General features: G+C 70.9%; 15 protein-coding genes. 5 read left to right on the top strand and 10 right to left on the bottom strand.

The window, feature by feature from the left end; genetic code table 11:
- Window positions 1–108 precede the first annotated feature (108 nt).
- The 4 genes from VT50_RS11105 to VT50_RS11090 all read right to left on the bottom strand — a co-directional run bounded on the left by VT50_RS11105 (window position 109) and on the right by VT50_RS11090 (window position 5938).
- Window positions 109–2421, bottom strand: a complete 2313-nt coding sequence (locus VT50_RS11105; RefSeq protein ID WP_046084128.1) for an FdhF/YdeP family oxidoreductase — start codon at window positions 2419–2421, stop codon at window positions 109–111.
- A gap of 51 nt (window positions 2422–2472) precedes the next feature.
- A complete protein-coding gene (locus VT50_RS11100) occupies window positions 2473–2994 on the bottom strand; it encodes an SRPBCC family protein (protein WP_046084127.1) in 522 nt (173 codons plus the stop codon).
- 123 nt (window positions 2995–3117) lie between these two features.
- Complete coding sequence (locus VT50_RS11095; protein WP_046084126.1) at window positions 3118–3594, bottom strand: DUF5709 domain-containing protein; 477 nt, start codon at window positions 3592–3594, stop codon at window positions 3118–3120.
- A 208-nt stretch (window positions 3595–3802) separates the two neighbouring features.
- Window positions 3803–5938 carry an alpha-galactosidase gene (locus tag VT50_RS11090; protein WP_046084125.1) on the bottom strand — a complete coding sequence of 712 codons (2136 nt, stop codon included), beginning with the start codon at window positions 5936–5938 and terminating at the stop codon, window positions 3803–3805.
- 205 nt (window positions 5939–6143) lie between these two features.
- On the opposite strand from VT50_RS11090, the gene VT50_RS11085 reads away from it, so the two are divergent.
- The 4 genes from VT50_RS11085 (at window position 6144) to VT50_RS11070 (ending at window position 12974) form a co-directional block, all read left to right on the top strand.
- Window positions 6144–7319, top strand: coding sequence for an ROK family transcriptional regulator (locus VT50_RS11085; protein ID WP_046084124.1), 1176 nt, complete (start codon window positions 6144–6146; stop codon window positions 7317–7319).
- Between the two features lie 122 nt (window positions 7320–7441).
- Window positions 7442–9274, top strand: a complete 1833-nt coding sequence (locus VT50_RS11080; RefSeq protein WP_046084123.1) for an alpha-galactosidase D — start codon at window positions 7442–7444, stop codon at window positions 9272–9274.
- 68 nt (window positions 9275–9342) lie between these two features.
- Window positions 9343–11775 (top strand): glycosyl hydrolase family 95 catalytic domain-containing protein, encoded by a 2433-nt coding sequence (locus VT50_RS11075; RefSeq protein ID WP_240529126.1) that lies wholly within the window; start codon window positions 9343–9345, stop codon window positions 11773–11775.
- Window positions 11772–12974 carry an SGNH/GDSL hydrolase family protein gene (locus VT50_RS11070; protein WP_046084122.1) on the top strand — a complete coding sequence of 401 codons (1203 nt, stop codon included), beginning with the start codon at window positions 11772–11774 and terminating at the stop codon, window positions 12972–12974. Before VT50_RS11075 ends, VT50_RS11070 begins: the two co-directional genes overlap by 4 nt.
- A gap of 69 nt (window positions 12975–13043) precedes the next feature.
- Here VT50_RS11070 and VT50_RS11065 read toward each other — a convergent pair whose 3' ends face one another.
- A complete protein-coding gene (locus VT50_RS11065) occupies window positions 13044–13940 on the bottom strand; it encodes an alpha/beta fold hydrolase (RefSeq protein WP_046084121.1) in 897 nt (298 codons plus the stop codon).
- Window positions 13941–14025: 85 nt separating this feature from the next.
- Here VT50_RS11065 and VT50_RS11060 point away from each other — a divergent pair, with 85 nt between their 5' ends.
- On the top strand, window positions 14026–14613 hold the full coding sequence (locus VT50_RS11060; protein WP_046084120.1) for a CGNR zinc finger domain-containing protein: 588 nt from the start codon (window positions 14026–14028) through the stop codon (window positions 14611–14613).
- A 97-nt stretch (window positions 14614–14710) separates the two neighbouring features.
- Here the strand turns inward: VT50_RS11060 and VT50_RS11055 are convergent, their stop codons facing one another.
- The 5 genes from VT50_RS11055 to VT50_RS11035 are packed head-to-tail and all read right to left on the bottom strand — an operon-like array spanning window position 14711 to window position 19926.
- Entirely contained in the window at window positions 14711–15868 is a 1158-nt protein-coding gene (locus tag VT50_RS11055; protein WP_046084119.1) for an NAD(P)/FAD-dependent oxidoreductase, read from the bottom strand.
- A 23-nt stretch (window positions 15869–15891) separates the two neighbouring features.
- Complete coding sequence (locus VT50_RS11050; protein WP_206269390.1) at window positions 15892–16776, bottom strand: ABC transporter permease; 885 nt, start codon at window positions 16774–16776, stop codon at window positions 15892–15894.
- The gene (locus tag VT50_RS11045; protein WP_053048414.1) at window positions 16773–17696 is read right to left on the bottom strand and encodes an ABC transporter permease; all 924 of its coding nucleotides are present in this window, start codon (window positions 17694–17696) and stop codon (window positions 16773–16775) included. The genes VT50_RS11050 and VT50_RS11045 overlap by 4 nt, the downstream gene beginning before the upstream one ends.
- Window positions 17657–18850 carry an ABC transporter ATP-binding protein gene (locus VT50_RS11040; protein WP_053048413.1) on the bottom strand — a complete coding sequence of 398 codons (1194 nt, stop codon included), beginning with the start codon at window positions 18848–18850 and terminating at the stop codon, window positions 17657–17659. The genes VT50_RS11045 and VT50_RS11040 overlap by 40 nt, the downstream gene beginning before the upstream one ends.
- Window positions 18847–19926: an ABC transporter substrate-binding protein gene (locus VT50_RS11035; protein WP_046084118.1), complete on the bottom strand. Its 1080-nt coding sequence runs from the start codon at window positions 19924–19926 to the stop codon at window positions 18847–18849. Before VT50_RS11035 ends, VT50_RS11040 begins: the two co-directional genes overlap by 4 nt.
- Window positions 19927–19940 lie beyond the last annotated feature (14 nt).

Here is a 19940-nt window from a genome sequence, read left to right as displayed (position 1 = left end):
CCCCTGTGGGGCCGCTGCTCACAGCGTCGCGCGGTGGCCGGACCGCCACCATGACGATGGCGCCCCGTATCCCACAGATCGCGACAGGAAGCGCCCAAGCCGACCGGGTCAGCGGCGAGGCGGTCCCTCCGCGGTGGCACGGGCCGCCAGGCGGACCACGATCCCCTTCGACGTTGGTTGGTTGCTGATCTCGGCCACGCTGTCGAGCGGCACCAGGACATTGGTTTCGGGGTAGTACGCGGCGGCACAGCCACGGGCGGTGGGATACGGCACCACCTCGAACTCCTCCGCACGGCGCTCCACACCATCGGTCCACACGCCCACGAGATCCACGAACTGGCCCTTGAGCAGCCCGAGGTGAGCCATGTCCGACGGATTGACCAGTACCACCCTGCGGCGGCCGTGAATGCCCCGATAGCGGTCGTTGTCCGTGTAGGGGATGGTGTTCCACTGGTCGTGTGAGCGCAGGGTCTGCAGCAGCAGGTGTCCCTCCGGGGCATCCGACATGTGCCAGGCGTTACAGGTGAACAGCGCCTTGCCGGTGGGAGTGGCGAACATCCCCTCGTTGACCGGGTTCGGCAGCCGGATGCCACCGGGGCGCGCCACCCGCCGGTTGAAGTCGTGGAATCCCGGGACGATGCGGGAGACGTGGTGGCGGATCGCTCCGTAGTCGGCCTCGAACCGGGCCCAGGGGATACCGGCCTTGCCGCCGAGGGTGTGGCGGGCCAGTCGGCACAGGATGGCGACCTCGCTGAGCAGCAGCTTGGAGGCCGGTTTGAGGCGGCCGTAGGAGGTGTGCACCTCGCTCATCGAGTTCTCCACGGTGACGAACTGCTCGCCACTGGGCTGGACGTCCCGTTCGGTGCGGCCCAGGGTCGGCAGGATGAGCGCGGTCCGGCCGCAGACCGTGTGGGACCTGTTGAGCTTGGTCGAGATATGGGCCGTGAGGCGGCACCGGCGCATGGCCTCCTCGGTGACCGCGGTGTCCGGCGCGGCCCGGACGAAGTTGCCCGCGAGGGAGAGGAAGACCTTGACGCGGCCCTCGCGCATGGCCCTGATCGAGTTCACCGAGTCCAGCCCGTGGGCGCGGGGCGGATCGAAGCCGAACTCGCGCTGGAGCGCGTCCAGGAAGGAGTCCGGCATCTGCTCCCAGATGCCCATCGTGCGGTCGCCCTGCACATTGCTGTGGCCGCGCACCGGGCAGGCTCCGGCTCCGGCCCTGCCGAGGTTTCCGCGCAGCATCAGGAAGTTCACGATCTCCCTGATGGTGGGGACGCCGTGCCGCTGCTGTGTCACCCCCATCGCCCAGCAGACGATGACCCGCTCGCTGCCCAGGACCTCGTCCCGCACCTGCTCGATCTCCCGGCGGGTCAGTCCGGTGGCGGCCAGGATGTCGTCCCAGGCGATGGCGCGGACGTGCCGGGAGAACTCCTCGAAGCCGCTGGTGCTCGAGCGGATGAAATCGTGGTCCAGTACGGTGCCGGGCCGGGCTTCCTCCGCCTCCAGCAGCAGCCGGTTCAGCCCCTGGAACAGTGCGAGGTCGCCGCCGCTGCGGATGTGGAGGAAACGGTCGGCGATACGGGTACCGGCCCCGATCACCCCGCGGACCCGCTGCGGGTTCTTGAACCGGAGCAGTCCGGCCTCCGGCAGTGTGTTCACCGCGATGATGCGGCCGCCGTTGAGCTTCGCCTGCTCCAGCGCGGAGAGCTGGCGCGGATGGTTGGTGCCGGGATTCTGGCCCACCAGGAAGATCAGGTCGGCCTGGTGGATGTCGTCCAGGCTCACCGTGCCCTTGCCCGTGCCCAAGGTCTCGTGCAGCGCGAAGCCACTGGACTCATGGCACATATTGCTGCAGTCGGGCAGGTTGTTGGTGCCGAAGGCCCTGGCGAAGAGCTGCAGCACGAAGGCGGCCTCGTTGCTGGCCCGGCCCGAGGTGTAGAACACCGCCTCGTCGGGGGAGTCCAGCGACGTCAGCTCCTCCGACAGCAACCCCAGGGCGTCATGCCAGCTGATCGGCTCGTAGTGGTCGGAGTCCGGGCGTTTGACCATCGGCGCGGTGAGCCTGCCCTGCTGGTTCAGCCACAGGTCGGAGCGGCGGTCGAGCGCGGAGACCGAGTGCGCGCGGAAGAAGCCGGCGGTGATGCGCCGGGCCGTCGCCTCGTCGTTGATGTGCTTGGCGCCGTTCTCGCAGTATTCATTGCGGTGCCGATGGCCGGGGGCGGGGTCGGCCCAGGCGCAGCCGGGACAGTCGATGCCGGCCACCTGGTTCATGGTCAGCAGCGTCGTCGCGGTGCGCCGGACCGTCGTCTCCTCCAGGGAGTACTCCAGCGCATGGGTCACCGCGGGCACGCCCGCGGCCCACTTCTTGGGCGGGGTGGCGGAGAGCCGTTCATCCGGTTCATGTCTCGGCGCCTTCTTCATCAGGTGTCTCGCTCTCTCGTGACGAGGGTCGCCCCGGGTTTTCGGGGAGGGTCAGCCCACGGGCCAGCGAGGAACCCGGCATCTGGGCGGTTCCGGTTCCGTCGGCTGTACGTGTCCGTTGTGGATGGACCCCCGCCACGCCCCGCTCTCCTCGCCCAGCCCCTCGATGAACTCCTTGAAGCGCCCGAGCTCGCTCCGGACCACCCGGCGGGTGACTCCGGACGAGACGCCCGTGAAGAGCGCCGCGACACCGCGCCCAGGGATGTCCAGGCGTACGGTCATCCGGGCCCGGTCCGGTGTCATGGGGTGGAACGACACCTCACCCCGGTGGGCGGGGCGCCGCGCGAGGCTCTGCCACACGAGGGAGGAGTCCGGCTGCTGGTGCACGATTTCCGCCTGGAACGTGCGGCGCACCGGGCCGAACGCGATGACCCACTCGGTGACCGCGGGCCTGATCTGCTCGACCCTCTTCACCGTGGACATGAACCGGGGAAAGCTCTTGAACTGGGTCCATTGGTTGTAGGCGGTGCGCAGCGGAACCGCGACCTCGATGGTCTCTTCGATGGTGTTCATGGGTCACCTGTCTGTGCTCACACGTGTGCCCTCAGTGTCACCACCGGACCGGCGCGCCGCATATGGATCTTCACCATCAGTGAATAAGAATCTGCAGTCAATTTATTCTTTGACTGTACAAATTCATGCTTCCTCGTCGGGTTCTTCATCCGGGATGGTGTGGACGGCGGCCTCCTCGGCGCCGGCGGCGCCCGCGTCGATGCCTTCGTCCCTGGCGATGACCTCCTTGGTGGTGTCGGAGTGCGCTCCCTCGTCGGGGGCGACGAGCCGGCCCGTGCGGTCCGTTCCCGCCTCGGGGTCGATCGGCTCGCCCTCGCCCTCCTCCACGTCCCCCACCCCGTCGCCCGCCGGGGGTTCGACATCGGGGGTCTCCTCGGCCAGTCGCTCATCGAGCGTTTCGCGCTCGCGCTGTTCGGCCGCCGTCGTGCCGTGCTTGGTGACGCCCAGTGGCTTCTCCGGCGGCGAGTAGCCCTCGTCGAGCATCTTGTCGTAGTCGCGCTCGTCCAGGGAGTCCTCGGCGTCCAGGGGGGCCGCGTCCTCCTGCTCCTCGTTGGTGCCGGTCGGCTGATAGACGTCGTCCGCCCGGTCGTCGCTCATCATCGCTGCCTCCCTCACATGGTGATCTGTTCGGTCGTGGCCGGGTTTCCTGTCCTGCCCATTCCTCACACCGTGGGCGGTCCCGCTTGACCGCTCGTTGTCAGCCCTCCTGGCCGGCGTGGATCAGCCTTCCGGGGCCATTTTGTCACCTTTTGGCCGAGCGGACCCGGCCACCGCCGAGCCGGGTGATCAAGCAGCGCACCACCGGGTGCTACGCCTCGTCCTGCCCGGTCCTGACCAGGTGTACGGCCGTGCTCGCCCAGTCACCGGACGCGAGGTCCGGGCGGAATCCGTACTGAGCGAGCACGGTGGCGTGGTGCACCTCACCGGTGCGGGTGTCGCGGTAGCGGGCGCCGGGGGTGAGCCCGCGCAGCCGTACCGGCGGGCGCGGAACCCCGTGGCGCGGGCCGCGCTGCCAGGCCAGCACCAGCGCCTCGGTGCCGTCCTCGGCGGCGTACTGCACCACGGTCGGCCCCTCGCCGTGCGGCCCTGACAGCCGGTACAGGGCGCCGTGCTGGACGAGGTGACGCACCCGCTTGTACTCCGCCACCAGCTCGGCGCCCTCAGCGAGTTCCGCCTCGGACCAGCGGGCGAGATCCCCGCCGATGCCCAGCAGCCCGCACATCGCCACATGGAAGCGGAACCTCAACGGCACGCTGCGGGAGGTGAGCTGGTTGGGCACATCGGTCACCCACGCGGACATCGTGCGCGCCGGGTGGAGCTGACCGAAGCCGTGCTGGATGACCAGACGGTCCACGGCGTCGGTGTTGTCCGACACCCACGCCTGGTCCGTGCGGGTGAGGACGCCCAGATCCACACGTCCGCCACCGCCGCTGCACGCCTCGATGCGCAGCCCGGTGTGGTCGGCCCGCAGTCGGTCGAGAACGCCGTACAGATTGGCCACATAGCGCGTCCACAGCCGATCGTGACCGTCCGGAGTGCCGGGCCACCCGGCCTCGCTGAAGGCCCGGTTCATGTCCCACTTGAGGAAGTCGATGCCGTGGTCAGCGACCAGCCGGGTCAGCCAGCCGTACGCCCAGTCCGCCACGTCGTCGCGGGCGAAGTTCAGGACGAGTTGGTTGCGCAGCTCGCTGCGGGCCCGGCCGGGGGTGTGCAGGACCCAGTCCGGGTGCGCGCGGTAGAGGTCGCTGTCGGGATTGACCATCTCCGGCTCCACCCAGATGCCGAAGCGCATGCCCAGGCGGTGCACCGTGTCGGCCAGCGGGCCGAGGCCCCGTGGGAAGCGCTCCCGGGCAGGGGCCCAGTCGCCGAGGCCCGCGCGGTCGCTGCGCCGGGCCCCGAACCAGCCGTCGTCGACCACATACAGCTCCACGCCCAGGGCGGCGGCCCGCTCGGCCAGCGCCTTCTGGTTCGCCTCGTCCACATCGAAGCCGGTGGCCTCCCAGGAGTTGTAGAGCACGGGCGCCACCTCGCCCCCGTGCGGGAGGACATGGCGCAGTGTGTACGCGTGCCAGGCCCGGCTCGCCGCGCCGAACCCGCCGTCCGTGAACAGCCCGGCGAACACCGGGGTGGCGAATTCCTCGCCCGGCGCGAGCGGCACGCATACGCCCTCGTGGCCGACGCCACCGGTGAATCCGGCGCGTCCGTCCGGTGTGCGCTGCGCGGTGATGCGCCAGCTCCCGCTCCAGGCGAGGGCCGCGCCGAACACCCGGCCGTGCTCCTCGCCCGCGTCTCCCTCGTCCACCATCACCCAGGGACCGGCGTGGTGGCTGGTGATGCCACGGCGGCTGGTCAGCACGGTCTCCCCGTGCGGCAGGCGCTCGCGGCGCAGCTGGCTCTCCGCGGACCACTGCCCGGTGACGTGGCTGAGCCGGTAGTCGGCCAGCGGCGGCAGGGACCAGGCCGCCGAGTCGGCGCGCACCAGGCTGACCTGCTGCCCACCGTCATTGCGCAGCACCGTCCAGCGCTCGATGACATCCGTGTCGTCCCGCACCCGGTAGTGGAGTGCGATGTGCAGCGGATAGTGGCGGTCGCGGAATTCCAGCCGGAGTTCGCCGACGCCGTCGGAGGGTGTGCGGACCCGGTGCCCGGTCGGCTGCCACTCGAAGCCGCGCGAGCCGTCCGCGTACCGGACCTGGAGGGACGGCACCCCGTAGCGGGTGCCGCCGTCGACCGGCAGCTCCTCACCCACCGCGGGCCGTCCCTCGAAGCTGCTCGCCGCCTCCCCGGCGGGCACGACCAGCTGCTCCGCCTCCCGCAGGGTCAGCCGCGGCCCCCAGGCGAGGTGGCGGGGCGCGCCCGTCTCGTCGATGTGCACGGCGTACGAGGTACGGGGCGTGGTCAGCAGCCAGAGCCCGGTGTCCGGGGCACGGGAGATCGTCGGCATCGGGCCTCGCGTTCGAAGGACGGCGGGGGAGCGGCGGAGGAGGAGAGAGGAGGGGCGTTCAACAAGCCAACGAGACCTTCGATCACATGTCAACACCCTGCCATGAGCCGGACTTTGGAAGCGGGGTCGGGGCTCACAGCCAATTCTCAGGAGATTCTTGCTTCTTTCATTGACAGCGGAAAATAACGAGCCTAGGTTCCCGGCCATGTCCTCGCCCACCGCTGTCGAGCCGTTCCCGGCGCATACGTCGGCCGCCTCGCAGATCTTCACCACGGTCCTGTCGCAGGGCCCCCTCACCCGCCTGGAAGTGGCGCGGCGGGCGGGGCTGTCGGCCGCGGCCGTCACCAGGGCGGTCCGTCCCCTGATCGAGGACGGCTACCTGGCGGAGGACGCGGACGAGGGCGCGCGCCCGGCACTCGGGCGGCCCGCGAGCCTGGTGCGGGTGAACGGCGGCCGGGCGCTGTTCATCGGGGTCAAGGCGACCGGGGACACGATCATCGGTGTGCTCACGGATCTGCGCTGCCGGATCCTCGTCGCCCGGCACATCCCCCTCCCCGCCCGCGACCCCAAGTCGGTGCTGGGGACGGCCGCGGAACTCGTCCGGGAGCTGCTGATCGAGGCGGACGGCCTCGGCGTGCGCGTCGCGGGGCTGGGCATGGCCGTCTCCGGCGATGTGGACCGCGCCGAGGGCGTCGTGCGCTACTCGCCCTTCCTGGAGTGGCGCGATGTGCCGCTCGCCGAACTAGCCGCCATGACCACGGGCCTGCCGGTGACCGTCGACAACGACGTGCGCGCGCTGACCGTGGCCGAGCAGTGGTTCGGGGCGGGCGTGGGGCTGTCCGGCTTCGCCGTCGTGACGGTCGGCGCGGGCATCGGCTGCGGTCTCGTGGTCCACGGCAGGGTGGTGGCCGGGGCCCACGGCGTGGCGGGCGAGATCGGACACGTCACCGTCGACCCGGCGGGCCCCCGCTGCCACTGCGGCAACCGTGGCTGTGTGGAGGCCATCGCGAGCGACGAAGCCATCGTCCGTCAGGTCAGCGCGGCCACGGGGGTCCAGGTGGCCGACGCGGTCGAGGCCGCCGGACTGGCCCACGACGGGGTCGCCGGAGCACGGGAGGTCTACGCACGGGCAGGGGACGCCATCGGCCGCGCCATCGCCACCGTGGCCAATCTGCTCGGCCCCGAACGCGTGATCATCTCCGGTGAGGGCCTTGCCGCCTACGACCTGTTCGCCGACCACATCCGTGACGCCTTCGCCACGGCCGCATTCGGCTCCGCCGCGCAGTGTGACGTACGGACCCGGCCGCTGCCCTTCGACGAGTGGGCCCGTGGAGCCGCGGCCACCGCCATCCAGTCCTTCATCAGATCAGACGCGAACTAGCGCGGGCCGCCATTCCCCCACCGCCGGTTGACACACGGGCAGCCTCCGCCGCCGTACCTCCGCATCCCGCCGCTCCTCCCCGCCACCCGGTTCCTCGGACCACACTCCCAGGAGGTAGACCCATGCGGTCACCCTCGTACCCCGTCATGCCCGTACGCGGGCTGAGATCCCTCGTCGTCCTGGCCCTCGCCGCCGGCCTCGCGACGGCCGCCCCGGCCGCGCAGGCACGGCCCGGCGGCGCCAACGCCACCTCGGCCACCCCGGCGTCCTCGGCCGCTGTCACCGCCGCCAAGCCCTATATGGGCTGGTCCAGTTGGAGCATGCAGTCGTCGAAGTACCCGGGCCTCAATCCGCACGGCGACTACAGCTATCTCACCGAGGCGAACGTCCTCAAGCAGACCGACGCCCTCGCCACCAAGCTCAAGAAGTACGGCTACGAGTACATCAACATCGACGCCGGCTGGTGGCGCGACTACGCGTGGACGCCCGAGTTCGACGAGTACGGCCGGCAGAAGGCCGACCCCGTGCGCTTCCCCAGCGGCATGAAGTCGGTCGCCGACCACATCCACGCCAAGGGCCTCAAGGCCGGTATCTATCTGCCCGTCGGTCTGGAGAAGGAGGCGTACGGCGGGGGCAAGGTGCCGATCTGGAACGCCGAGGGCTGCACCACCGCCGACATCGTCCATGACGACCTGCGTACCACCAATGGCTGGGACAGCGCGTACAAGCTCGACTTCGCCAACCCCTGCGCACAGAAGTACATCGACTCCCAGGCGCGGATGTTCGCCGACTGGGGCTATGACTTCCTCAAGCTCGACGGGGTGGGCCCCGGCTCCTTCAAGAGCGGCGACAACTACGACAACGTCGCCGACGTGGCCGCATGGCAGAAGGCGATCTCCGCCACCGGCCGCCCGATCCACCTGGAGCTGTCCTGGTCCCTGGACATCGGGCACGCCGGGGACTGGAAGAAACACTCCAACGGCTGGCGCGTCGACACCGACGTCGAGTGCTACTGCAACACGCTCGTCAGCTGGGAGAACTCCGTCGACGACCGCTGGGACGACACCCCCGCCTGGACCCGGCACGCCGGACCCGGCGGCTGGAACGACCTCGACTCCCTCGACGTGGGCAACGGCGAGATGGACGGCCTGACCAAGGCCGAGCGACAGAGCTACGCCACGCTATGGGCGATCGCCAAGTCCCCGCTCTACACCGGCGACGATGTGACCAAGCTGGACTCCTACGGGCTGTCCCTGCTGACCAACCGAGAGGTCATCGCCGTCAACCAGGGGGACGCGCCGCCCGCGCGGCCGGTCACACCGTCCGACCCCCAGCAGGTGTGGGCGACCGAGAACCACGACGGCACCTATACGGTCGCCCTGTTCAACCTGGCCGACAGACCGGCCTCGGTGACCGCCGACTGGTCGGCGCTCGGCTTCACCGGCAAGGCCGCGGTCCGGGACCTGTGGAACCACGAGAGCCTTGGCACGCACAAGAACAGGATCACCGAGGCCCTGCCCGCCCACGGCTCCCGGCTCTTCACGGTCACCCCGCGCGGCGACGCGCTCACCTGGGCCGGCATCGAGGCCGAGTCCTCCGCGAACACCCTCGGCGGCAACGCCACCGTCGCCGACTGCCCGGCCTGCTCCGACGGCCACAAGGTCGGCAACCTCTACACCGGGGGCAAGCTGACCGTCAACAACGTCGTCGTGGACAAGGCGGGCACCTACCAGATCAAGGTGGCCTACGTCAGCGGTGACGCCCGCTCCGCCGAAGTCTCGGCCAACGGCGGCGGCGCCACCCGCCACACGTTCCCCTCGACAGGCGACTGGTCCACCGTCGATAGCGTCCACGTACCGGTGGCGCTCAAGGCCGGTTCCAACACCATCACGTTCGACAGCGGTTCCGGCTACGCACCGGACATCGACCGGATCGACGTACCGAAGTCCTCCTGAACACCAAGGGGCCCGGCCGACGGCCGGGCCCCTTGCCGATCTGCCGATCACAGACGCCTGGAGCCGCCATGAACCCCCGCCCCACCGACACCGGCAGAGACCCCGATGGAGACCTCACGGGCCGCCACGGGGACTCCGGCACCGACCCCAGCAGACGCGCCGCGCTGTCCCTCGCGGCGACGGCCGGACTCACCCTGACCCTCGGCGCCCTGCCCGCCTTCACCGCCTCCGCCGCGCCCCGGCGCCCGGCCGACACCCCGCCGCTCACCGGCACCCCACACGACGAGCTGTGGTGGCGGGCCCCCGGCGACGAGGGGTCCCTGATCGAGCAGGGCCTGCCGGTCGGCAACGGCCGCCTCGGCGCCCTCGCGAGCAATGACCCCGGCCGCGAACTGCTGCTGATCACCGACGCCACGATGTGGACCGGCGGTCTCAACGACACCCTCGACGCCGACGGCCAGTTCCCCTACGGACGCGAGGACTTCGGCTCCTTCACCCTGCTGGCCCGGCTCACCGTGGACATCCCCGACCACGAGCTGTCCGGCGTCAACGGCTACCGCCGCACCCTCGACCTCGCGCAAGCGCTGGTGACCAGCTCCTACGTCCGCTCCGGCGTCACCTACCGGCGCCAGATCTTCGCCAGCCACCCCGATGACGCGATCGTCCTGCACTTCACACAGAGCGGCGGCGGTCGCTACACCGGCAGCGTCGCCCTGGAGGGCACCCACGGCGAAAAGCCCGCGAGCGCGGAGTCGTTCGGCGCGTCGTTCCCCAACGGCCTGCGATACGGCGCGGCGGTCACGGCGTACGGCAGCGGCGGCCGGGTCCGTGTCAACGGCACCCGTGTCGACTTCTCCGGCTGCAGGGACCTCACGGTGGTGGTCAGCGGCGGCACCAACTACGCGCCCGACGCCGCCCGGGGCTACCGCGACCCCACCCTCGACCCCGAGAAGCTGGCCCGTACGAAGGTCCTCGCCGCCGCCCGCCACTCGGCGGACACCCTGCGGCGCACCCATGTCGCCGACTACCGCCGTCTGTACGAGCGGTTCGGCCTCTCGCTCGGCACCTCCACGGACGCCCAGCGCTCCCTGGACACCTGGGAGCGCCTTGTCGCACGTGCCCGGGACGGTGTGCCCGACCCCGAACTCGAGGCGGCCTACCTCCAGTTCGGCCGCTATCTCATGATCTCCGGCTCGCGCGACAGCCTTCCCCTGAACCTCCAGGGCCTCTGGCTGGACGGCAACGACCCGGACTGGATGGGCGACTACCACACCGACATCAACATCCAGATGAACTACTGGATGGCCGATCGCACAGGCCTGTCCCCGTGCTTCGACGCCTTCGCCGACTACTGCCTCGCCCAGCTCCCGTCCTGGGCCAAGCTCACCCACGACCTCTTCAACGACCCGCGCAACCGCTACCGCAACTCCACCGGAGAGGTCGCGGGCTGGACCGTCGCCTTCTCCACCAACATCCACGGCGGAAGCGGCTGGTGGTGGCATCCCGCGAGCAACGCCTGGCTGAGCAACACCCTGTACGAGCACTACGAATACACCCAGTCGCGGGCGTATCTGGCGAAGATCTATCCGCTACTCAAGGGCGCCTGTGAGTTCTGGGAGGCGCGGCTGGTCACCACCACCCTCCCCGGCACCTCCCGGGAGGTGCTGATCGACGACAAGGACTGGTCGCCCGAACACGGCCCGCAGGACGCCAAGGGCATCACCTACGCCCAGGAGCTGGTGTGGGCGCTGTTCGGCAACTTCGCCGCCGCGGCGGCCGAGCTGAAGAAGGACACCCGCTACGCGGACACGATCGCCTCGCTGCGGAAGAAGCTGTACCTGCCGGAGGTGAGCCCGAAGACCGGCTGGCTCCAGGAGTGGATGTCCCCCGACAACCTCGGGGAGACCACCCACCGCCATCTGTCCCCGCTGATCGGTCTGTTCCCCGGCGACCGCATCCGCCCCGACGGCTCCACCCCCCAGGCGATCGTGGACGGGGCCACCGCCCTGCTCACCGCGCGCGGCATGAACAGCTTCGGCTGGGCCAACGCCTGGCGGGCCGCGTGCTGGGCGCGGCTGAAGGACGCCGATACGGCGTACCAGTTGGTGGTTGGCAACCTCCGCCCGTCCACCGGCGGCAGCAACGGCAGTGCGTTCAACCTCTTCGACATCTACGAGGCCGAGAAGGGGCGTGGCATCTTCCAGATCGACGCCAACTTCGGCACCCCGGCAGCCATGAGCGAGATGCTGCTGTACTCCCGCCCCGGCCATCTGGAACTGCTCCCCGCCCTGCCCGGCGCCTGGGCCGCGGCGGGCTCGGTCACGGGACTGGCCGCGCGGGGCGGCTTCGTCGTCGATCTGCGCTGGCGGGAGGGGGTGCCGACGTCGGTCCGTATCCACAGCGTCGGCGGCCGTACGACGACGGTGGCCCACGGCTCCACCTCCCGCACGGTCCGCCTGGAGCCCGGCGGGTCCGTCACGCTGAAGGGGCTCGCCCGATGACGGCTCGCCGCGCCACCCTCGGTGGCCTGGGCGCCGTGCTGCTCGCGGTGGCAGCGCTGCACACCACACCCGCCGCGGCGGCGGGTGGCCGACATGATGTGGTCACCTGGGCGGCGAGCGCGGACCGGGTGGGAGACGGGGTGCCCGACCGCGGCTATCGGATGGTCGTGCACACCAGCGTCGGCGGGAGCGAGCTGCGCATCCGCCTCTCCAACGCCTTCGGCGACCGGCCGCTGACCCTCGACAGTGTGTATGCCGGCGTGCAGGAGTCGGGCGCCGAGCTGAAGCGGGGCAGCAACCGGCGGTTAACCTTCGGCGGCGCGCACTCCGTCACCGTCCCGGCCGGCGAGGTGGTGCTCAGCGATGCCCTGCCCGGCAGCCTGCCCCCCGCCACCAACCTGGTCGTCAGCCTCCACACCCCCGGCGCGGCCGGTCCGGCGACGGGCCACGGGATGGCGCTGCAGACCTCGTACACCACCCAGGGCGATCACACCGGGGAGGAGAGCGCCACCCACTGGGCGGACACCACCGGCTCCTGGTTCTACCTCGATGCCGTCACCGTCCGGACGTCCGCCGCCACCGGTGCCGTGGCGGCGCTCGGCGACTCCATCACCGACGGCTGGCAGTCCACCACCGACCTCAACCGCCGCTGGCCCGACTACCTCGCGCGCCGGCTGCGGCAGGCGGCCACCGGTGTCAAGGGGGTGGCGAACGAGGGGATCTCCGGCAACCAGGTCCTCGCCGACGGCGCCGGGCAGAGCGCCCTGAACCGGCTCGACCGCGATGTCCTGTCCCTCCCGGGCGTACGGACCGTGTTCCTCTTCGAGGGGGTCAATGACATCAAGGCGCACACCGGTGTCACCGCCGCCGACATGATCGCCGGATACCGGGGGATCATCGAGCGGGCACACGCGGCCGGGATGTGCGTGGTCGGTGCCACCGTGGGGCCGTTCAAGGGCTGGAGCGAATGGGACCCGGCCGCGGAGGGGGTACGCCAGGAGGTCAACGCATTCGTGCGCGGCGGCGGTGAGTTCGACGCGGTGACCGACTTCGACCGCACCCTGCGCAGCCCCTACGACCCCGAGCGCATCCTGCCGTTCTTCGACAACGGCGACCATCTGCACCCCAACGACAAGGGGATGCAGGCGATGGCCGATGCCATCGACCTCACGGCACTCGACTGCGCCGACGGCCCCTGAGACCAGGTCCACCCGCCGGGCCCGGTGTGCCCGGCCCGGCGGGCGGACGGCGCGGGGCCACGGTGGTGTTCAGGCCCCCGGCACGCGGTCGAGGAAGCCGGCGATCAGCGGGGCGATCTCGGGGAGGTGGTCCTCCAGGGCGAAGTGGCCGGTGGGGAAGAGGTGGAGCTCGGCCTCGGGCACATCGCGCAGATAGGCGCGCGCTCCGGGCTCGGGGAAGAACGGGTCGTTGACCCCCCAGGCGATCAGGGTCGGCGGGCGGTGCTCACGCAGCCATGCCTGCCAGGCGGGGTAGGCGGCGATGTTGGAGCCGTAGTCGTACAGCAGCGAGAGCTGGGCCTCCGCGCGGCCCGGCCGCTCCAGGAAGTAGTGATCCAGCACCCATCCGTCCGGGGCGACCTGCTCGGGCCGGGCCGCACCGCCCTCGTACTGGGTGCGGGTGGCGTCCAGGGTGAGGAAGCCGCGGAGGTCCTTCTCGGCGCCCGGTGTGTCCGGGGTGAGCGACGTCACCCCGCGCATGGTCTCCGACAGCCCCTCCTCGTACGCGTTGCCGTTCTGCACGATCAGTCCGGCGAACCACTCCGGGTGCCGCAGCGCCAGCCGGAAGCCGACGGGTGCGCCGAAGTCGAAGACGTACGCGGTGAAACGGGTCAGCCCGACGCGCTCGATGAAGCGCTCGGTGATGTCGGCGAGCGAGTCGAAGGTGTACGGGAACCCCTCGGGGGCCACGGTGTGGCCGAAGCCCGGGTAGTCGGGGGCGACGATCCGGTAGTGGCGGCCCAGGGCGTCGATGAGGCGGCGGAACTGGTGCGAGGCGGACGGGAATCCCTGGAGGAGCAGCAGGACCGGGGCGTCGGCGCGCTCCGGCAGGGACTCGCGGTAGAAGACCTCCACACCGTCGATCTCGATGTGCCGATGGGCGGTCCGGGCGGGGATGGCGACGCGGGATGTGGCCGAGGACGTCATGTCACATGCCTCCTGATTGGGAAGATGCATTAGTCCTACCGTCATGTCTCCACATGTGTCAAAGCGCCGATGTAGCATTAGTCCCATGTCTGACAGTGAGGCCCTGACCGGCGAACCCCTGGCCCTGGATCTCGTCAACACCCGCCCGGTGGAGGACGGCGCCCGCAAGGACCTGCTCGGAACCCCACACCAGCTGGCCGCATGGCTCGCGCTTCAGGCGGACCGCGTTCCACGGGACATCCGGGCTGAGACGCCGGACGGGAGCGACCTGGCCCCCGTGCATGCCGTCCGGGAGCACACCGAGGCCGTCGTCCGCGCACTCCTCGACGGGACCGCGCCACCCGAATCGGCCCTGCGCGGACTCACCGAGGCGCAGCGGGCGGCACCACCGGTCCGGGAGCTGACCTGGGACGGGACCGCGGTCACCGCCGCCGCCCACCGCGCCGGGCCGCTGGGGGCCCGTATCGCCGCCCTCCTCGCGGAGGCCGCGGCCGACCTGCTCACCGACCCCGCGATGAGCAAGGTCAAGGAGTGTGCGTCGGGTGAGTGCGTGATGCTGTTCCTGCCGTCCCACCCGCGCCGTCGCTGGTGCTCACCCACGCGCTGCGGCAACCGCGCCCGGGTGGCCCGCTACTACCAGCGCCACAAGACGGCCCCCGCGGCGGACGGCTGACCGGCTCAGGACTCCCATGGGCGGAACGCCAGCGGCTGGTCGTGGCCGGGGAGCCGTCCCGCCGCCCCGCGTGGCCGCGGCGCCCGGAGCGTTTGTGTCACTGCTCACCCGGGCGGCGGGCCGGAGGCGGCGGGGGCAGGGGCGCGCCCGAGGTGAAGCGGCCGGGGCGGAAGTCCTTCAGCAGCGGGGACTCATCGCCGTAGAGCTCGTCCGCGACCAGACGGCCGAGCAGCGGGGCCAGGGTGATGCCGCTGTGGGTCGCCACCACGTAGAACGGCACGCCGGTGGCGGGGAAGCCCGCCACCGTGAAGCCGTCGCCCGGCATGGCGCGCTGGCCGACCCGTACCTTCTCCACCACCGTGCCCCCGGTGCCGTTCAGCACCTCGGGCAGGCGGGCCAGCATGGCGGTGGCGATCTCGCCGTCGGGCGGGTACGACGTGGCGGGATCCGCCGTCGCGTCCAGGTCCAGGGCCTGGAGCAGCAGCCGACCGCCGCCGTCCGGGCGGACGTTCAGCCGTGGACCGGTCAGCACGCGGGACAGCCGCGCCGCTTGCGGTGCGGTGGTGGCGAGGAATCCTACCGTGGCCGAGCCCGCGAGATCCGGGTCCGCCATGGGGACATGGGCACCGGCCAGCCCGGCCACGTCCCGTGTCCACCGGCCCGCACAGCTCACCACCGCGTCCGCCGGGTGGCGGCCGCCGTCGGCGCAGATCACCGTGGCGCCGGTCGGGCCGTGCTCGATCGCGGTCACCCTGGCGCCGCCGACCACCGTGGCGCCACGGTCCCTGGCGGCGCCCAGCAGCCGGGACAGCAGCAGCACCGGCAGGGTGTACGCCTCCTCGGGGAAGAAGGCGAACACGGCGTGGGACGGTGCCCGGGCGAGGTCGGGCTCCAGCTCCCGGGCCCGTTCCGCGCTGATCCACTCCACCGGGTAGTCCCTGGACTGCAGTCGCGCCACCCGCCCGGCCAGCACCTCCTTGTGCCGGTCCGTCACCGCCCACTCGAGGTTTCCGGTGGGGAAGAACCACGGCGCGCCGTCCCCGGCCAACTCGTAGTGGGCGCGGATACCGGCGTGGTTGAGCGCGAAGTACGGCTCCGGCTCCTTGTTCGCGCTGTTGACCCAGGCGAACGAGGTCGCCGTGGTGCCCGCTCCGGGGTGAGCCGCATCCAGCACGGTGACCCGGGCGCCACGCGCGGCCAGCTCCGCCGCCACCGCCGCGCCCACCACTCCGGCTCCGATGACCACAACTCGCACGGGAATCCTCCTTGGTACGAAGGTCAGTTCTCGGGATCGGCCCCGAATAGATGCGCGACGCCGACGACGCGCTCGATGATGACGACGGCCACCGCGGCGAACAGCACCATCACGGTGCCGACGGCGGTCACGGTCGGGTCGTAGTTGTACTGGAGGTAGTTGAAGATCCGTACCGGCAGCGTCTGCATGTCCGTGGTCACCACGAACAGCGCGATCGTCAGGTCGTCGAAGGAGGTGATCAGGGCGAAGAACGCCCCCGCGATCAGCGGTCCGCGCACGGCGGGCAGCGTCACATGCCAGAACACCCGCGGCGCCTTAGCGCCCAGCCCGGCGGCGGCCAGCTCCGCCGACCGGTCGAGCCCGGCGAGCCCGGCGAGCACCAGGCGCACGGTGTACGGCACGGTCAGCACCAGATGCGCCAGCAGCAGGGTGAGCGGGCTGGACGCCATGCCGAGCTGGGCGTACCACTGGAGCAGCCCGATGCCGAGCACGATCGTGGGCACCGCGAACGCACTCGAGAACAGCCGGTCAAGCACCGCCTTCCCCGGGAACGGATAGCGGTGGATGGCCAGCCCGGCGGCGAGCCCGAGCGCGCTGGACACCACGGCCGCTCCCGCCGCCACGCCGATGCTGAGCAGGAACGAGTCCAGGAACTCGGGGCGGTTCAGCAGCTCCGCGTACCAGTGCAGGGTCAGCCCCTTGGGCGGGAAGGTGACATAGCTGGTCGTGGTGAGCGAGGAGGCGATGGTCACCAGCACGGGCGCCAGCAGGAACAGCCCGACGAGCGCGGCGAACACGGCTCCGAGCAGCCGCCTCGCCCGCCCGCCCACGCCCGCGGCGATCGGCTTGCCCGAGGCCCCGCTCGCTTCCGTCGCCGTCGCCGTCTCCGCTTCCCTCGCCGTGGTCACGCGAACACCTCCTTGCCGCCACGCCCGCGCAGCAGCCGGGCGTACACGGCCGTCAGAATCGTCGTCACCACGATCAGGACGAAGCCGATCGCCGCCGCGTACGGCCAGTTCAGATTGGACGTCGCCTCGGTGTAGACGAAGTACGGCATCAGCTTCACCGTGGGGCCGCCCAGAATCGCCGGAGTCACGAAGCTGGAGACGGTCAGGCTGAACACGATCAGCGAACCGGCCAGCATCCCCGGCAAGGACAGCGGCACGGTGATCCGCCAGAAGCACGTCCAGCCGCTCGCCCCCAGGCCCTTGGCCGCGGGGGTGAGGGCCGGGTCGATCCGGTCCAGGCTGCCCATCAGCGGCAGCACCATGTACGCGAGCATCACATGCACCATGCCGATCACGACCGCGGTGTCGTTGTACAGCATCTTCGGCGCCTCCAGGCCCATGGCCTGGAACCCATCCGCGATCGGCCCCTTCGGCCCGAGCAGCACCAGCCATCCGTACGCCCTGGTCACCATGGAGATGAGCAGCGGCGACAGCAGCACCAGCGAGAGGTAGTTGCGTGCCCTGGGCGAGCGGCCGCGCAGATAGACGGCGAACGGATAGCCCACCACCAGGCAGCCGAGGGTGGTCAGCGCGCCGATCCACAGCGTGTGCCACAGCACGTCCCGGTAGAACGAATCCCCCAGGAACCGCGTGTAGTTGTGCAGTGTGGGAGCGCCCGCCTGGGTGCGGAAGCTGTTGTACACCAGCATGAACAGCGGTGCGATGAAGAGCAGGGCGAACACGGCGATGGCGGGAGAGGCCAGCAGCAGACCGGTGCGCCACGGGCCGCGCTTCGCAACCGGCCGGGAACCTCCCGGCGCCGGCGCGGAGCCATCGGGCGTCAGGGCCTGGCCGTCAGCGACGCGTGCTGAGCCTGCCATGCGCAGATCACCTCCTCGCCCAGCCCGGGCACCTCGGCACCGAACGGCAGGGTGGCCTCGACGCGTCCCGCGGCCGTGGCCACGACGCAGCGGACCCGGGTGCCGAGGAAACGGGTGGCCTCGACGGTGCCTGGAAGCCCCGGCTCCGCCGCCGCGGGCGCGGATGTGGTCGCCGGGCCGCCCTTTCCGGACACGGCTTCGGGCAGGGCCCGCACCCGTACCGCCTCCGGCCGCACATAGAGCCGTACCGACTCGCCGTCACCGGGCGCGGTGCCCACGGGTGTCGCCGTGACGAGGTGGGTGCCGCCGATCCGGCAGCGGTGCCCGTCGGCGGCCGCCCCCGCCGCGGTGCCATCGAGCACATTGACCTCGCCGACGAACTGCGCCACGAAGTCCGTGGCCGGACGCAGATACACCGTCTCGGGGACGTCCAGCTGGTGGATCGCCCCCTCGGCCATCACCGCGATCCGGTCCGACACCGCCAGCGCCTCGTCCTGGTCGTGGGTGACCAGGATCGTGGTGGTGCCCACCCGCCGCTGGAGGGCGCCGACCTCCTCGCGCAGACGCACCCTCAGCTGGGCGTCGAGATTGGAGAACGGCTCGTCGAGCAGCAGCAGATCGGGCTCCACGATCAGCGCCCTGGCCAGGGCGGTGCGCTGGCGCTGCCCGCCGGAGAGCTGGCGCGGATAGCGCTCGCCCATGCCGTCGAGCCCCACCAGCTCCAGGAACTCGGCCGCCCTGCGGCTGCGCCGGGCCGCGCCGACCTTGCGCATCCGCAGGCCGAACGCGATGTTCTCCGCCACCGTCATATGGGGGAAGAGGGCGTAGGACTGGAACACCATGCCCATGGACCGCCGGTTCGCCGGGAGCCGGGTGATGTCACGGCCGTCCACCTCCACCGCGCCGGAGTCGGGCAGCAGATGGCCCGCCACCATGTTCAGGGTGGTGCTCTTGCCGCATCCCGACGGGCCGAGCAGGGTGAGGAACTCCCCGGGCTCCATCGTCAGATCGATGCCACGGACGACCTCCTTGCCGCCGAGGGACTTGTGGATCCCCTTCAGGACCAGCCGCCCGCGGGTGGATCCCGCCCGGGCCGCGGGATCCGCTTCGGTCGGCGCGCTCTCCGTGCCCACGGTGTCCGTCCCCGCGGTCACTTGCTCTCCACCTGCTTGTTCCACTTGTCGGTCCAGTCGGAGCGGTTCTTGTTGATGGTCTTCCAGTCGAGCTTCAGCAGGGAGTCCACCCTGTCGGTGCCGACGACCTTGTCCTTGAGGGCGGGGTCCTCCCTGACGCCCTGGACCACCGAGCCGTCGTAGGTCGCCTTGGCGAGCGCCCGCTGGACGGACGGCTCCAGCAGATGGGCGACGAACTTCTGGGCCAGCTCCTCATGCGGTGCCTTCTTGACCACGTTCGCCGTGGTCACCAGGCCGATCGCACCGTCCTTGGGGTAGACGAACTCGATCGGGAAGTCCTGCTCCGCCAGCGTCGAGGTCCGCGACACCCCCCACACCGAGGCGGCGGCCTGGCCCTGGAGGAAGTAGTTGGACACATCGGCGGTGGTGTCGAACGTCGCCGCGTTCTTGGCGATCCTCTTGACCGCCGTGAGACCGGGGCCGACATCCTTCTCCGAGCCGCCGTTCGCCTTGGACGCGCCGACCAGCAGCCCCACCCCGTAGGTGTTGGTGATCGAGGGGAGGACCACCTTGTCCCTGAGCTTGGGATTGGCCAGATCCTCCCAGGTGGTGGGCTTGGGGATGCCGTGGTCCTCGAACCACTCGGGGTTGTAGGCGATGCCCGTGGCCGTCAGCCCGAACCCCACCCCCGAGTCGTTCTCCATCCGGGCGATCTTCACCACGTCGTCCACCGGCACCACCTTGGTGTCGATCGACGAGAACAGCCCGGCCTCCTGCGCCTGCGCCTGGGGGCCGTCGTCCACCAGCGCCACGTCGATCTGCGGACTGGCCCGCTGCGCCTTGAGCTTGGCGACGGTGTCGGTGGAGGAACCGGGGATGTAGGTGACCTTGCAGCCGCAGCTCTTCTCGAAGGCGGGCAGGACCGAGTCGCGGAACGCCGTCTCGAACGAGCCGCCGTAGCCGGCCACCACGAGGGTGCCTCCCTTGCCGCCACCGGCGGAGGGGTTGGGGGCGCCACAGCCGGTGACGGCGGCGGTGAGCGCGAGGGCACCGGTCACGGCACACAGGGTGGGCAGGGCTGATCGGGGGGATGGCATGGCTACCTCCTGCG

Origin of the sequence: Streptomyces antioxidans, from assembly GCF_000968685.2 — a bacterium.
GTDB lineage: Bacteria > Actinomycetota > Actinomycetes > Streptomycetales > Streptomycetaceae > Streptomyces > Streptomyces antioxidans.
The sequence above is the reverse complement of the archived record's forward strand: the minus strand, read 5'-3'. Positions and strand labels throughout refer to the sequence as shown.

Excerpts from the sequence above, each read along its gene's own strand:
- VT50_RS11105 (WP_046084128.1), bottom strand. The coding sequence starts at position 2,421 with ATGAAGAAGGCGCCGAGACATGAACCGGATGAACGGCTCTCCGCCACC.
- VT50_RS11100 (WP_046084127.1), bottom strand. The coding sequence starts at position 2,994 with ATGAACACCATCGAAGAGACCATCGAGGTCGCGGTTCCGCTGCGCACC.
- VT50_RS11095 (WP_046084126.1), bottom strand. The coding sequence starts at position 3,594 with ATGATGAGCGACGACCGGGCGGACGACGTCTATCAGCCGACCGGCACC.
- VT50_RS11090 (WP_046084125.1), bottom strand. The coding sequence starts at position 5,938 with ATGCCGACGATCTCCCGTGCCCCGGACACCGGGCTCTGGCTGCTGACC.
- VT50_RS11085 (WP_046084124.1), top strand. The coding sequence starts at position 6,144 with ATGTCCTCGCCCACCGCTGTCGAGCCGTTCCCGGCGCATACGTCGGCC.
- VT50_RS11080 (WP_046084123.1), top strand. The coding sequence starts at position 7,442 with ATGCGGTCACCCTCGTACCCCGTCATGCCCGTACGCGGGCTGAGATCC.
- VT50_RS11075 (WP_240529126.1), top strand. The coding sequence starts at position 9,343 with ATGAACCCCCGCCCCACCGACACCGGCAGAGACCCCGATGGAGACCTC.
- VT50_RS11070 (WP_046084122.1), top strand. The coding sequence starts at position 11,772 with ATGACGGCTCGCCGCGCCACCCTCGGTGGCCTGGGCGCCGTGCTGCTC.
- VT50_RS11065 (WP_046084121.1), bottom strand. The coding sequence starts at position 13,940 with ATGACGTCCTCGGCCACATCCCGCGTCGCCATCCCCGCCCGGACCGCC.
- VT50_RS11060 (WP_046084120.1), top strand. The coding sequence starts at position 14,026 with ATGTCTGACAGTGAGGCCCTGACCGGCGAACCCCTGGCCCTGGATCTC.
- VT50_RS11045 (WP_053048414.1), bottom strand. The coding sequence starts at position 17,696 with ATGGCAGGCTCAGCACGCGTCGCTGACGGCCAGGCCCTGACGCCCGAT.
- VT50_RS11035 (WP_046084118.1), bottom strand. The coding sequence starts at position 19,926 with ATGCCATCCCCCCGATCAGCCCTGCCCACCCTGTGTGCCGTGACCGGT.